Source organism: Dactylosporangium sp. NPDC005572 (genome assembly GCF_040605515.1).
Taxonomy (GTDB): Bacteria; Actinomycetota; Actinomycetes; order Mycobacteriales; family Micromonosporaceae; genus Dactylosporangium.
On sequence record NZ_JBEXCY010000002.1, the window covers coordinates 147,520 to 159,541 of the forward strand.

13 protein-coding genes are annotated in these 12,022 nt (G+C 71.8%); 7 read left to right on the forward strand and 6 right to left on the reverse strand.

From position 1 onward, the window contains the following. Positions 1-94 precede the first annotated feature (94 nt). On the reverse strand, positions 95-691 hold the full coding sequence (gene yidC, locus ABZS66_RS01820) for a membrane protein insertase YidC (protein WP_354754160.1): 597 nt from the start codon (positions 689-691) through the stop codon (positions 95-97). A gap of 171 nt (positions 692-862) precedes the next feature. Then, positions 863-1,117, reverse strand: a complete 255-nt coding sequence (locus ABZS66_RS01825) for a DUF6412 domain-containing protein (protein ID WP_354754161.1) — start codon at positions 1,115-1,117, stop codon at positions 863-865. Positions 1,118-1,362: 245 nt separating this feature from the next. On the opposite strand from ABZS66_RS01825, the gene ABZS66_RS01830 reads away from it, so the two are divergent. The 5 genes from ABZS66_RS01830 (at position 1,363) to ABZS66_RS01850 (ending at position 6,439) form a co-directional block, all read left to right on the forward strand. Beyond that, positions 1,363-2,310, forward strand: a complete 948-nt coding sequence (locus tag ABZS66_RS01830; RefSeq protein ID WP_354754163.1) for an ABC transporter ATP-binding protein — start codon at positions 1,363-1,365, stop codon at positions 2,308-2,310. Continuing rightward, on the forward strand, positions 2,294-3,160 hold the full coding sequence (locus ABZS66_RS01835; RefSeq protein WP_354754165.1) for an ABC transporter permease subunit: 867 nt from the start codon (positions 2,294-2,296) through the stop codon (positions 3,158-3,160). Before ABZS66_RS01830 ends, ABZS66_RS01835 begins: the two co-directional genes overlap by 17 nt. Before the next feature lies 1 nt (position 3,161). Further along, on the forward strand, positions 3,162-4,073 hold the full coding sequence (locus ABZS66_RS01840) for an ABC transporter ATP-binding protein (protein ID WP_354754167.1): 912 nt from the start codon (positions 3,162-3,164) through the stop codon (positions 4,071-4,073). Continuing rightward, on the forward strand, positions 4,073-4,786 hold the full coding sequence (locus tag ABZS66_RS01845) for an ABC transporter permease subunit (RefSeq protein WP_354754169.1): 714 nt from the start codon (positions 4,073-4,075) through the stop codon (positions 4,784-4,786). Before ABZS66_RS01840 ends, ABZS66_RS01845 begins: the two co-directional genes overlap by 1 nt. Before the next feature lie 249 nt (positions 4,787-5,035). After that, complete coding sequence (locus ABZS66_RS01850; RefSeq protein WP_354754170.1) at positions 5,036-6,439, forward strand: MFS transporter; 1,404 nt, start codon at positions 5,036-5,038, stop codon at positions 6,437-6,439. Here ABZS66_RS01850 and ABZS66_RS01855 read toward each other — a convergent pair. Further along, positions 6,399-7,154: a 3-ketoacyl-ACP reductase gene (locus tag ABZS66_RS01855; RefSeq protein ID WP_354754172.1), complete on the reverse strand. Its 756-nt coding sequence runs from the start codon at positions 7,152-7,154 to the stop codon at positions 6,399-6,401. The genes ABZS66_RS01850 and ABZS66_RS01855 overlap by 41 nt on opposite strands. Beyond that, positions 7,151-8,455, reverse strand: coding sequence for a hypothetical protein (locus tag ABZS66_RS01860; protein ID WP_354754174.1), 1,305 nt, complete (start codon positions 8,453-8,455; stop codon positions 7,151-7,153). The genes ABZS66_RS01855 and ABZS66_RS01860 overlap by 4 nt, the downstream gene beginning before the upstream one ends. 86 nt (positions 8,456-8,541) lie before the next feature. Here ABZS66_RS01860 and ABZS66_RS01865 point away from each other — a divergent pair, with 86 nt between their 5' ends. Continuing rightward, on the forward strand, positions 8,542-8,907 hold the full coding sequence (locus tag ABZS66_RS01865) for a hypothetical protein (RefSeq protein WP_354754175.1): 366 nt from the start codon (positions 8,542-8,544) through the stop codon (positions 8,905-8,907). Between the two features lie 46 nt (positions 8,908-8,953). Here the strand turns inward: ABZS66_RS01865 and ABZS66_RS01870 are convergent, their stop codons facing one another. Further along, on the reverse strand, positions 8,954-9,886 hold the full coding sequence (locus ABZS66_RS01870) for a hypothetical protein (RefSeq protein WP_354754177.1): 933 nt from the start codon (positions 9,884-9,886) through the stop codon (positions 8,954-8,956). 104 nt (positions 9,887-9,990) lie between these two features. Then, the gene (locus tag ABZS66_RS01875) at positions 9,991-10,782 is read right to left on the reverse strand and encodes a serine/threonine-protein kinase (RefSeq protein ID WP_354754179.1); all 792 of its coding nucleotides are present in this window, start codon (positions 10,780-10,782) and stop codon (positions 9,991-9,993) included. A 238-nt stretch (positions 10,783-11,020) separates the two neighbouring features. On the opposite strand from ABZS66_RS01875, the gene ABZS66_RS01880 reads away from it, so the two are divergent. Next, a complete protein-coding gene (locus ABZS66_RS01880) occupies positions 11,021-12,004 on the forward strand; it encodes a LacI family DNA-binding transcriptional regulator (RefSeq protein ID WP_354754181.1) in 984 nt (327 codons plus the stop codon). Positions 12,005-12,022: the final 18 nt, after the last annotated feature.

A 12,022-nucleotide genomic window follows, 5' to 3' on the forward strand; every position in this document is an offset into this window, starting at 1 on the left:
ATGGGCGACATCGCCGACTGTCGCTGCATGCATGAGCCTAAGACTCGTTCACCCGCTTCCGCCAGTGCCCATCAAACTTTTATCTCGATTAGCTCTACTTTTGCTCTGAAGAGCGAAAGTGCGCCCGAACCACCCACCGCTCGGCGGCGGTCCAGGCCGACGTGGTGACCAGGTAGATCCCCGCGGCGAGCGGCACGAACGGCGCGAACGCCACCGTCCCGAACTGCAGCGCCTTGACGAACGACGGCGTCTGCGCGGGCAGCTGCCGCCCGTTCCAGACCGCGACGGCGACGAGCGCCGCGATCACCAGCCAGCCGGCGAGCATGCCGGGCTCGGTGAGCAGCCGGTGGCTGAGGTCGCTGCCGAGGAAGTCGTACCCCTGCAGCCGCCCGCCGGTGAACTCCCGGTACAGCAGCCAGACGAACGGCGCCTGGAGCAGCATCGGCACCAGCCCGGCGAACGGCGAGGTCCCCTCCTTGCGCATGAGCTCGGCGGACTTCTCGGCGAGCACGACGGGCTCGGACCCGTGCCGCTCCCGCAGGGCCTGCAGCTGGGGTGTGAGCCGGGACCGGACGTTCTCCGCCCGGTAGGCGCGGAGACTGAGCGGCAGCATCGCCACCCGGAGCAGGACGGTGGCGACGACGATGGCGGCGGGCATCGACCCGAGGCCGCCGGCGAACCAGGACAGCACGGCATGAACCACTGGACGTTTCCTCTCGGAGCCGCCGCCGCGCAGGGTGCGGCGCTCACGCCGACGGGGCCGGCGGGCGCACCAGGGCACGACGGAAACAGACACGGGGAAGGGCGACGGTGTCGTCAGAAGGGTCGGCTCAACCCGTCAGGGGAGCCGCTCAGGGGAGGATCAACGTCCAGGTGCGCGGGGGCGCGGCCGACCGGCCGCGTCGGGATCGGCGGACCGGATCCGCGAGCTCCGCCCGGCCCGGACCCGGACCGGCACGACCCGCGCCCGCTCGTTCCCGGCGGGCAGGTTCCGCATGAGCCGCACGGCCAGCACGACGGCCAGCGCGGCCAGCACCGCGGTGGCCACGGCGAGCACGTCGCCCGGCGTGGTGACACTCGACCACGCGGCGAACAGGGTGGTCATCGACCACGACATGCCGTCAACCATACCGCCGCCGCACAACCCTGAGGCGGGGATCAACCCGGTCCACCCGGCGCCGCGGCGCGGGCACCGCAACGCACCGTCGATGTCGACGGCCAGGTCGCATCTTAGGCGCGGGCGCGGCGGATCTGTGCTGATCAGGGAAACCTGAGGGAATTCACAGGTTGAACCCCTAGGTGACGGCATTCAGGTGCGATCCGGATGGCCCGAACCCGCACACGGTCCGTAGTGTCGGCGACGTGGCACTCATCGAGACGCGTGCGCTGACGAAGCGCTACGGGGGTGGCGTCACCGCCCTGTCGGAACTCACCCTGGCCGTGGAGCCGGGGATCATCGGGCTGGTCGGGGCCAACGGCGCCGGCAAGTCGACCTTTATCAAGATCATGCTGGGTCTGCTCCAACCGACCGGCGGTGAGCTGCGCGTGCTGGGACTCGACCCGACGACCCACTCGGAGGAGGTGCGGGCCCGCGTCGGCTACATGCCGGAGCACGACTGCCTGCCCGGCGAGGTGTCGGCGGCCGAGTTCGTCACGCACCTCGCGCGGATGAGCGGGCTGCCCGCCAACGCGGCCCGCGAGCGCGCGTCGGAGGCGCTGCGCCACGTCGGGCTCTACGAGGAGCGGTATCGGCAGATCGGCGGCTACTCGACCGGCATGAAGCAGCGGGTCAAGCTGGCCCAGGCGCTCGCGCACGACCCCGACCTGCTGCTGCTGGACGAGCCGACCAACGGCCTCGACCCGGCCGGCCGCGACGCCATGCTCGAGCTGGTGCACCGCATCGGCAACGAGTTCGGCATCTCGATCGTGGTCTGCTCGCACCTGCTCGGCGAGGTCGAGCGGATCTGCGACTCGCTGGTCGCGATCGACGGCGGCCGCCTGCTGCGCTCGGCCACCGTGTCGGACATGACGACGAGCCGCGACGTGCTCACCGTCGAGGTCAGCGAGGGCGTCGACCTGCTCGCCCGGCGGCTCGCGGAGCTGGGCATCCCGGCCACCCGCGACGGCCTGTCGCTCACCGTGCCGCTGGAGACGGACGACGTCTACGACCGCATTCTCGCCGCGGTCGCCGACCTCGACCTGCCGCTGCACCGGCTCGACCAGCGCCGGCACCGGGTCGCCGAGCTCTTCCAGAGCCCCGCCGTCACCAGCCCAGCACCCCAGGAGGTCGGCCGTGGCGCCGCAAACTAGTGTCATCCACGACATCGGCTACCAGCGGTACAAGGGTGCCCGCCTCGGTCGGTGGTATGCGAACCGCTCGCTCTACGAGCACAGCCTGCGCACGGCGTTCGGCATCGGCCGCGGCGCCAAGGCGAAGATCTTCCCGTGGCTGGTGATCATCATCGTGCTCGGCGTGGCGGTGATCGAGATCGCCATCCGGTCCATCACCGGCGAACCCCTGATCACGTACCGCGGCTTCGCCACCGGCCTGTCGTTCCCGGTCATGCTGTTCCTGGCCATCGTCGCGCCCGAGCTGGTCTCGCGCGACCTGCGCGACCGCACCCTGCCGCTGTACTTCTCGCGGCCGCTCAGCCGGTCCGACTACGCGCTGGCGAAGTACTCCGCCCTGGCGACGGCCGTGCTGCTCCTCCTGGGCGTGCCGCAGCTGCTGATCTACATCGGGGCGATCTTCACCCGTACCGACGGGTTCTCCGGCGCCCTGAAGGAGCTCGGCGACATGGGACCCGGCCTGGCCGGCGCCCTGATCCGGGCGCTCGTGCTCGCCGCGATCGCGATCCTGGTCGCCTCCACGACGGGCCGCCGGGCGTTCGCCGCCGCGTTCATCGTCGGCGTCTTCGTCATCACCGCACCCATCGTCGGCATCCTCGGCGCGCTCGGCAACGAGACGCTGTTCAGCCTCGCCTTCCTGGTCAACCCGATGACGCTGCTCCAGGGCTTCGAGCAGTGGATCTTCGGCGCGCAGGGCGGCGAGGGCATGCCGATCGGCGACATGGGCCCCGTCTACGGCGCCGTCTCGGTCGCGCTGCTCGCCGGGACGATCGCCCTGCTGCTCGCCCGTTACCGGAAGGTGGCCGCCTGACATGAGTACTGTCGACCTCCAGCACGTCTCGCGCTGGTACGGCAACGTGGTGGCCGTCAACGACGTCACCATGACGCTCGGGCCGGGCGTCACCGGCCTCCTCGGCCCGAACGGCGCCGGCAAGACCACCCTGTTGCACATGATGTCCGGCTTCCTCGCCCCGTCGAAGGGCGAGCTGACCGTCGACGGGGCGCCGGCCTGGCGCAACCCCGACGTGTACAAGATCCTCGGCCTGGTCAGCGAGCGCGAGTCCGTGCACGGGTTCCTCACCGGCAAGGAGTTCGTCGTGGCGAGCGCCCGCCTGCACCGGCTGCCGCAGCCGGAGGAGGCGGCCCGCCGGGCCCTGGCCCTGGTCGAGATGGAGCCCGCGCAGGACCGGCGCATCGACACGTACAGCAAGGGCATGCGCCAGCGGGTCCGCGTCGCGGCCGCCCTGGTGCACGACCCCGGCGTCCTGCTGCTCGACGAGCCCTTCAACGGCATGGACCCACGCCAGCGGTTCCACATGATGGACCTGCTGCACAAGATGGGCGACGACGGCCGCACCGTGCTGTTCTCCTCGCACATCCTGGAGGAGGTCGAGCAGGTCTCCGGCACCGTCCAGGTGATGGTCGCCGGGCGGCTGGCCGCCTCCGGCGACTTCCGCACCATCCGGCGGCTCATGACCAACCGCCCGCACGTGTTCACGATCCGCTCCAGCGACGACCGCCGGCTCGCGGTCGCGCTCATCGGTCAGCCGTCGGTCAAGGGCGTCGAGGTCGACGCCGCCGGCCTGCAGGTGCGCGCCTCCGACTACGGCACGTTCACGCGGGCCCTGCCCCGGATCGCGCTCAACGAGGGCGTGCGCGTGCGCCAGCTGCTGCCCGCCGACGAGTCCCTGGAAAGCGTCTTCTCCTACCTGGTGGGTGCCTGATGAACCCGACGATCGCCCGGATCACCACCCGCGGCCTGCTCGGCCGGCGCCGGATCTGGCTGCTCGTGCCGCTGCCCCTGATCCTCGTCGGCCTGGCCCTGCTGGGCCGCGCGTTCGGCGCCACTCCGGAGGAGTGGGGTGAGCCGGTCATCGTGGGCCTGGGCTTCGCCGCCGTCCTGCCGGTCATCGCGCTCATCGTCGGCACGGGCGTCGTCGGTTCCGAGATCGACGACGGCACGATCACCCACATCCTGGCCAAGCCGCTGCCCCGGTCCGAGATCCTGTTCACGAAGCTCGCCGTGGCGGTGGGCGTGACGGCGGCCTTCGCCGGCGTCCCGCTCTTCGTCGCCGGTGTGATCGCCAACTCGCTGTCGCTGGCCTTCGCCCTGGTCGTCGGCTCCGTGGTCGGCTCGCTCGCCTATTCCGCGCTGTTCGTAATGGTGAGCGTCCTGACCCGCCGCCCGGTCCTGCTCGGCCTCGTCTACGTCGTGCTGTGGGAGGGCCTGCTCGGCAACATCCTGTCGGGCACGCAGAAGCTGAGCATCCAGCAGTACGTCCTGTCGATCGTCGACTGGCTCGCCCCGACCGACATCCTGCACGGCAAGGTGTCGGTGCCGGTGAGCTTCGTGATGGCGGGGGTCTTCACGGTCGCCGCCTCGGCCTACGCCGTCCAGCGCCTGCGCACGTTCTCAGTGGCCGGCGAGACAGGCTGACCCGCTCCGCGCCCGGGGCGCCCGCGCGGGGCACCACCCGCCGCGCGGGCACCCCGCGCCGCCCGTGTTCCCGCGCCGCCCGTGTTCCCGCGCCGCCCGTGTTCCCGCGGCCGCGATCTTGGAGGTGTGGTTCCCGAAATGACGGATAAAGGCGACAAATCCGGGACCGCGACTCCAAGATCGCGGGGAACAACGGTGCGGAGGGGTGTGGCGTGGCGGTAACGGCGGGGGCGTGATCCCATCAGAGCCGTGACAGCGCACCGGGTCTACAGCGTCGTCGTGTTCATCGTCCTCGCGTCGCTGGACAACGTGGCGATCAGCCTCGTCCCGCCGCTGTACTCGCCGATCAGCCGCGCCCTCGGGGTCCCCGAAGGCGCGCTCGGCGTCGTCACCGCCGTCAGCTACCTCGTCACGGCCGTCGCCGCCGTCGCCTGGGCCTACGTCGGCGACCGGACGAACCGCAAGCCCATCCTCATGGCCGGCACCCTGATCTGGTCGCTCGGCACCCTCGGCACCGTGTTCGCGGGCGGCTACTGGACGTTCCTCGCCGCCCAGCTCTTCGCCGCCGTCGGGCTCGGCGCCGTCGGCTCCGTCGGGTTCTCGGTCGTCAGCGACCTCATCTCGCCGCGCCGGCGCGGGCTCGTCATGAGCCTCTGGGGGCTGTCGCAGGGCGTCGGCACGCTCGCCGGGGTGCTCGTCGCCAGCCAGCTCGGCGGCACCGACTGGAAGACGCCGTTCTACGTGCTCGCCGTGCTCGGCGTCGTCGCCTCCGCGCTGTACTTCACCACGGCCGACATCCACCGCGGGCAGAGCGAGCCGGACCTGGCGGCCGTGTTCGCCGCCGGCGAGGAGTACGAGCACCGGATCTCGAAGGAGGACCTGCCCCGCATCGCCGCCCGCCGCACCAACGTCTGGCTGGTGCTCCAGGGCCTCACCGCCCAGGCCGCGTTCGGCTCGCTGGTCTGGCTGCCGCGGCTCTTCCAGGCCAGGGCCGAGGCCCAGGGCTACGACGAGCAGACCGCGATCCAGATCGGCGGGCTGCTGGCGACCCTGTTCCAGCTCGGCGGGGTCCTGTCGATCGTCGGCGGGCTGATCGGGGACCGGTGGCAGCGGCGCGACCCCGGTGGCCGGGCGAAGGTGGCGTCGATCGGGATCCTCGCCGGGATCCCGCTGTACATCATCCTCTTCTTCGTCCCGGTGCGCCTGCCCGAGCCGGAGGGCCGCGGCGGCCTCGCCACCGTCACCGACGCGCTGTTCACCGAGCCGAGCCTGCTCGGCGCGTTCCTCTGCGCGGTCGTGGCGCTGGCGCTGACCTCGGCGAACTCGCCGAACTGGTTCGCCCTCATCGCCGACGTCAACCCGCCCGAGCACCGCGGCACGGTGTACTCGCTGGGCAACCTGGTCAACGGCGTCGGCCGCGCGGCCGGCAACGGGCTCGTGGGGGCCGTGTTCGCGGCGCTGGCCCGCAGCTTCCCCCCGCCGGCGAACCTGGCCATCGGCCTGGCGGCGTTCCAGCTGTTCTTCGTGCCGACGGGGATCATGTACTGGCGGGCGTCGCGGACGGCCCCGGGCGACATCGAGGCCGTCCACGCGCTGCTGCGGCAGCGGGCGGCTACAGAGTCCGCAGGTGAAAGCCACCGTCCACGTCGATGACCTGCCCCGTGGAGAACGGGAACAGGCCCTGCGCGACCGCGACGACGGCCCGGCCGACGTCGTCCGGCTGCCCCCACCGGCGGATCGGCGTGATGCCCTGCTCGAGGATCAGCCGGTCGTACTTCTCCCGCACCGCGCCCGTCATGTCGGTGGCGACGATGCCGGGCCGGATCTCGAACACGGTGATGCCGTGCTCGGCCAGCCGCGCCGCGAACAGCTTCGTCATCATCGACAGCCCGGCCTTCGTCACGCAGTAGTCGCCGCGGTTGACGCTCGCCGTGTACGCCGACATCGACGAGATCGTCACGATCCGGCCGGCCGTCCCGTGCTCGATCATCCGCCGCGCGACGAGCTGGGTCAGGAAGTACGGGCCCTTGAGGTTGATGCCGATCAGGCGGTCGAACGACTCCTCGCCGGCCTCCAGGAGGTCGGCGCGCACCGACGGGGCCACCCCGGCGTTGTTGACGAGCAGGTCGATCGGGCCGAGCGCGTCGTAGGCCTCGGCCACCAGCCGCTCACGGTCGGCGGCGTTCGCGATGTCCGCCCGTACCATTGCCGCCTTTGCTCCGGTCTTCTCCACCTCCGCCGCGACCTCCTCGGCCGCCGTCTGGTTGGCCGCGTAGTTGATCACGACGTCGTGGCCCGCGTTCGCCAGCGCGAGGACGATGCCGCGGCCGATGCCCCGAGATCCACCGGTGACGATGGCGGCGCTCATTCGACGCCTCCGAAGAACGTGTAATACGGGCCGTGCTCCAGGCGGTCGAGGTACAGCGCCAGCTCCCGCAGGTGGTAGTCGCCCCACATGCTCGACTCGCCGTTCGGCACGCGCTGGCCGTCGTGGACCTGGTCCCAGCCGTTGGGCCGGTGGTACACCGAGTGCAGCAGCAGGCCCTGGTGCGCCGGGTCGGTGGACAGGTACGGCTCGGCGAGCAGCGTCCGCGCCACCGTGAGGCCGGCCTGCGTGTAGCGGGCCTCGCCGAGGTGGCGACCCAGCCGCAGCAGGCCCTGCGCGGCGATCGCGGCGGCGCTGGAGTCGACCGGCTCGTGGTCGTTGTAGGGGTCGGCGGGTCGGTCGAGGTGGTTGTCGATCTTCGCGAGGTTCGGCGCGCCGGTGTCCCAGTAGGGGATGCCGTCGGCGGGGGAGTACTCGATGTAGAAGTCGCAGGTCGCCCTCGCGGCCTCGGCGAACACCGGCTCGTCCTCCAGCTCGACCAGCTCGGCGAACCCGAGCATCGCCCAGGCCAGCCCGCGCGTCCAGGTGGAGAAGGCGGAGTACCCCTGCTGCGTGCTCGGCGCCCGGAACCGCCCGTCGTTGACGTTGAACAGCGACTCGTGCGCGGTGCGCCCCCGCACGTCGTAGATGTCCCGGCCGGTGCCGTAGTAGACGTTGTACCGCGCGGTGTTGCGGCCGTGCTGCAGCAGACGCTCACGCAGGTCGATCCGTTCGTCGTGCTCGCCCATGAGGACGTGCCCGAGCCGGTGCGCGAGGGCGAGCGCCCGGCAGGAGCGGATCGTGTCGACGAACAGCGACTGCGGCCCGTTGAACGAGTAGATGTAGCCGGTCCCGTCCGCGGTCCGCTGCCAGCGGGCGGCCTGCACGGCCCCGCTCACCCTGAGCGCCAGCTCGGCCTCGCCCCGTCCGGCGTCGTCGATGCGCCCCTCGCGCATGAGCCGAAGCAGGGCACCGTACGTGCTGACGTTGTTGAACCCGTGGTCGTGCACGCCGATGTGGCTCACGTGCGGCGGCATGAGCGCCCGGGTCTGCCGCTGGCCGAGCTCCAGGAACTGCTTGTCGTCGGTGGCGTCGAACTGCAGCAGCGCCGAGCCGACCTGGAAGCCTTGCGTCCACTCGGTCCACCCGCGCGCGGTGTACCGCCCGTCGACGGTGAACACGGGCGACGAGGCCCCCGCCTCCGCCGCGCCCAAGGCGTCGATCTTGACCGCGGACAGCTCCCACATCTTCTGCGTGGCCGGCCGCAGATCACCGGCCGCGAGGGTGTCATCGATGCGCAACATGCAGGGATGGTACCGAGGAAAGCCCTTTCCTGGGAGTCCCCCTTGCGTTGCCCGGCGGATCGGCGGGCATGCGAGGATATGGGGCAATGGAGACCGCGGTTGAGGACATCGCCGAACGCTGGGTCGCGGCCTGGACCCACGGCCGGACCAGCGACCTGTTCCGCCTGCTGGCCGCCGCCCCGCTGATCGAGTCCAACCTCGACCCGGACGGCGACTTCATCGAGATCCTGACCGACTACGCCGCATCGCTGGACGCCGTCACGGTCTTCTCCCGCACGGTGATCGACAGCCGCGTGGCCCTCGTCTACAACTGCACCCTGGGCCCGGAGACGTTCCGCCTGGCCGAGTTCCTGGTGGTGGACCCGTCCGGCCTGATCACCGAGGTGCGTCGGGTCTACGACCTGAACGCGGTGGAGCGCCTACTCCCCGACCTGCTCCTAGGCACGTCATGATCGTGGGAAACATCTGGTCGCTATGGCAGCCAGATGTTTCCCACGATCATGGGCGCGCCGCGTGGATCCGGCTCCGGTAGCCGCCGCTCAGGCGGGCCAGGTAGGCGCGCTCGACCGTCCGCACGAACCCGCGCGGATCGTCGCGGATCTGCCGCGGCGAGAAGTGCAGCACCACGGCGCCGGCCTCGGCCAGCCGGGCGTGGTGGCGCATCGTGCGCTCCCAGTCCTCGGGCGACAGGTGGTAGCTGCGGGAGTCGACCTCCACCGCCAGGTCCGCGTCCACGACCCAGCCGTCGGGCGTCGGCAGCGCAGCCCCGGCGGGCGTCGACAGCGCCGGGTTCCACAGCAGCTCGGGGAGGACCCGCGAGCGGCGTAGCAGCGTCCGGGCCTCACCCTCGGCCACGGAGCGGACGCCGGCGACGACCTCCTGGACGGCGCGGCGCAGCGCGGCCGAGCCCGCCCGCGGGGCGTGGCGGATCTCCCGCACGAGGTCGGCGGGCGTGCAGAAGCCGCCCTGCACCGCCTCGGCCACCATCGCGCGGATGCGGCGTTGGTCCTCACACCGCCTCCCCGCCTCCACCACCGAGCGTTCTGGGGACGTCAGCCTGAGGGCGCCGTCCCGGCGGGCGAACGGATCCGGCGTCACCGTGCGGTGCACGCGGACGAAGCCGGTCGAGCGGACCCGGCGGTCGTGCGGGATGAGCACCCGCACGAACCGGTCGACCGGCGCCGTGCGGAATCCGTGCACGCCGAGCGCCGCCGCCCCGGTGAGCAGCGCCTCCGGGCCGCCGTACAGCTGCGCCGCGAGCAGCCGCTGCCGGTGCTGCAACGGGCCGCTGAACGTCGCGTAGACCAGCGGCAGCACCGTCTGCCACCGGCCCGCCGCGAGCTCCCACCGCAGCCGCCCGCGCGTGATCCCCGCCTTCACGAGCTGGTCGGCTGTGGCGATTCCCGGCCGGATCCGTGATTCCTCATGCACGGGTCAGCATTCCCCGGCGCCGGGGGCTGCGGCAAGGCGATCCCGGCGCCTGTGGACAACCTGTTCATGATCGAGGGGCGGATCCGGCTGTACCGGATCAGCTGTTACACGGCGTGGTTGCTCGGCGTGCTGTAGCTCTCGGTGAGGGTGTCCGACCGTTGCCAGCCGGGTGCGAACTCGGCCCACAGTGACAGTGCCACCGCCGCGCTCTCCGGGCGGTCGGCGGGCCGCTTCGCCATGCACTGGCGGCACAGCTCGGCCACGGAGCGTGGCAGGCCCGGTGCGAGGACCACCGGCGTCGGGGCGGCGTGCAGCAACCGGGCGCCGGGCGCGTGCGGCGAGCGGCCGGTGAGCATCTGGTACAGCAGGACGCCGAGCGCGTACACGTCCCAGGCCGGCGCGTGCTCGGCCTTCACCGCCGCCGGGTGGGCGAACGGCACCGCGAGCCCGAAGTCGATGATCTTGACTCCGGCCGTGGTGAGCATGACGTTGTGGGCGGTCAGGTCGCGGTGCGCGATGCCCCGGCGGTGCGCGACGGCCAGCAGCTCGGCGATCGAGGCGGCGATCTCCACCGCCTCCTGCCAGGGCAGCGGGCCGGCGGCCAGGCGCTCGGCGAGCGGGATGCCGTTGAGCAGCTCCATCGCCATCGCGGGGACGCTCACGCGGCCGGCCTCGATCTCGCCGTACCCGAAGATCTTCGGCACCGTCGGGTGCCGCATCCGCTGCATGAGGTGCGGCTCGCGGCGGGCGGCGTGGGTGGCCCGCGTGTTGTGGGCGAACGCCGGTGCCAGCACCTTCACCGCGGCCGGGCGTAACCGGTCCAGGTCGACAGCCTCATAGACGAGTGACATGCCGCCGCGGGCGATCGGGCGGACCAGCAGGTATCGTTCGAGCACCCTGCGGCCAACGTCGATCCCGGACACAATCGTCGACTATTCCCTATTCGGTCGCCGTTGCGATAGTCCCCGCGATGCTTGACACAGTGCAATTTGGTCGGAAATGCAATGACCCTCCTGCCGATCGAAACCCATAGTTGACATCTCGGTAACCGTGGCTGACGCTGACCGCAGGGTCGACGCCGACCGCCCGCGGCGTTGCCCGGTAACGAAATGTTTCGCTCCCACAGGAGACGGGATGCCTGACGAGCCCTCGCCGCCAACCGTCACCGAGGTCGCCGCCGCCGCGGGGGTCTCCGCCGCCACCGTGTCGCGCGTCCTCACCGGGCGGGTCCGCGTGAGCACCTCCGCCCGCGTGCAGGTCCACGACGCCATCAACCGGCTCGGATACGTCCGCCACCGCGCCCCCCGGCAGGCCGGCCGGGCCGTCACCGGCCCGGTCGCGGCGCTGGTGTTCGAGTCGACGGCCCGGATGTTCCACGACAACTTCTGCGCCCGGCTGCTTGCGGGCGCCGAGGAAGCCCTTTCCCGCGAAGGTGTACCCCTGGTGACCCTGACGGCGACCCGGGGTACCGTCGCGACCACCACCCAGTTCCTGACCTCCGGCGGCGTGTCGGGCGTGCTGGTGCTCGGGGCCGAGGCCAGGCACCCCCTCGTCGTCTCGCTTACCGCGTCGCTGGTGCCCCTGCGGGCCGCCGGCCGCCCGCCGGTCGAGATGCCGTTCGCCGACGTCGACAACCGCGACGGCGCCCGCCAGGCCGTCGAGCACCTGCTCCTGCGCGGCCGGCGCACGATCGCCACGATCGCCGGCCCGCCCGACTCGCCGGCGGCCGCCGACCGCCTCGACGGGTACCGGCGGGCGATGGAGGCCGCCGGCCGCCAGCCCATCGTGGCCTACGGTGACTTCACCACGCCGTCCGGTGGCCATGCCGCGGCCTGGCTGCTCGACCGGGTGCCCCGCCTCGACGGCCTCTTCGTCGCCTCCGACGCGATGGCCGCCGGCGCCCTCCAGGCGCTGCGCAAGGCCGGCCGCCGGGTCCCGGCCGACGTGGCCGTCGTCGGCTTCGACGACGCGCCGCTGGCCGGGTTCACCACGCCGGCCCTCACCACCGTCCGCCAGCCGGTCGAGGAGCTCGGCGCGCTCATCGCGGCGCTGCTGCTCGACTCGTCGCTGGACAACCCGGTCCTGCCGACCGAGCTCGTCGTGCGAGCCTCCACGTAGGATGCGCGGCGGACAACT

Bases quoted from the DNA above. Each gene is read 5' to 3' on its own strand.
- ABZS66_RS01825 (WP_354754161.1), bottom strand. From the start codon at position 1,117: ATGTCGTGGTCGATGACCACCCTGTTCGCCGCGTGGTCGAGTGTCACC.
- ABZS66_RS01855 (WP_354754172.1), bottom strand. From the start codon at position 7,154: ATGAGCGCCGCCATCGTCACCGGTGGATCTCGGGGCATCGGCCGCGGC.
- ABZS66_RS01865 (WP_354754175.1), top strand. From the start codon at position 8,542: ATGGAGACCGCGGTTGAGGACATCGCCGAACGCTGGGTCGCGGCCTGG.
- ABZS66_RS01860 (WP_354754174.1), bottom strand. From the start codon at position 8,455: ATGTTGCGCATCGATGACACCCTCGCGGCCGGTGATCTGCGGCCGGCC.
- ABZS66_RS01840 (WP_354754167.1), top strand. From the start codon at position 3,162: ATGAGTACTGTCGACCTCCAGCACGTCTCGCGCTGGTACGGCAACGTG.
- ABZS66_RS01845 (WP_354754169.1), top strand. From the start codon at position 4,073: ATGAACCCGACGATCGCCCGGATCACCACCCGCGGCCTGCTCGGCCGG.
- ABZS66_RS01880 (WP_354754181.1), top strand. From the start codon at position 11,021: ATGCCTGACGAGCCCTCGCCGCCAACCGTCACCGAGGTCGCCGCCGCC.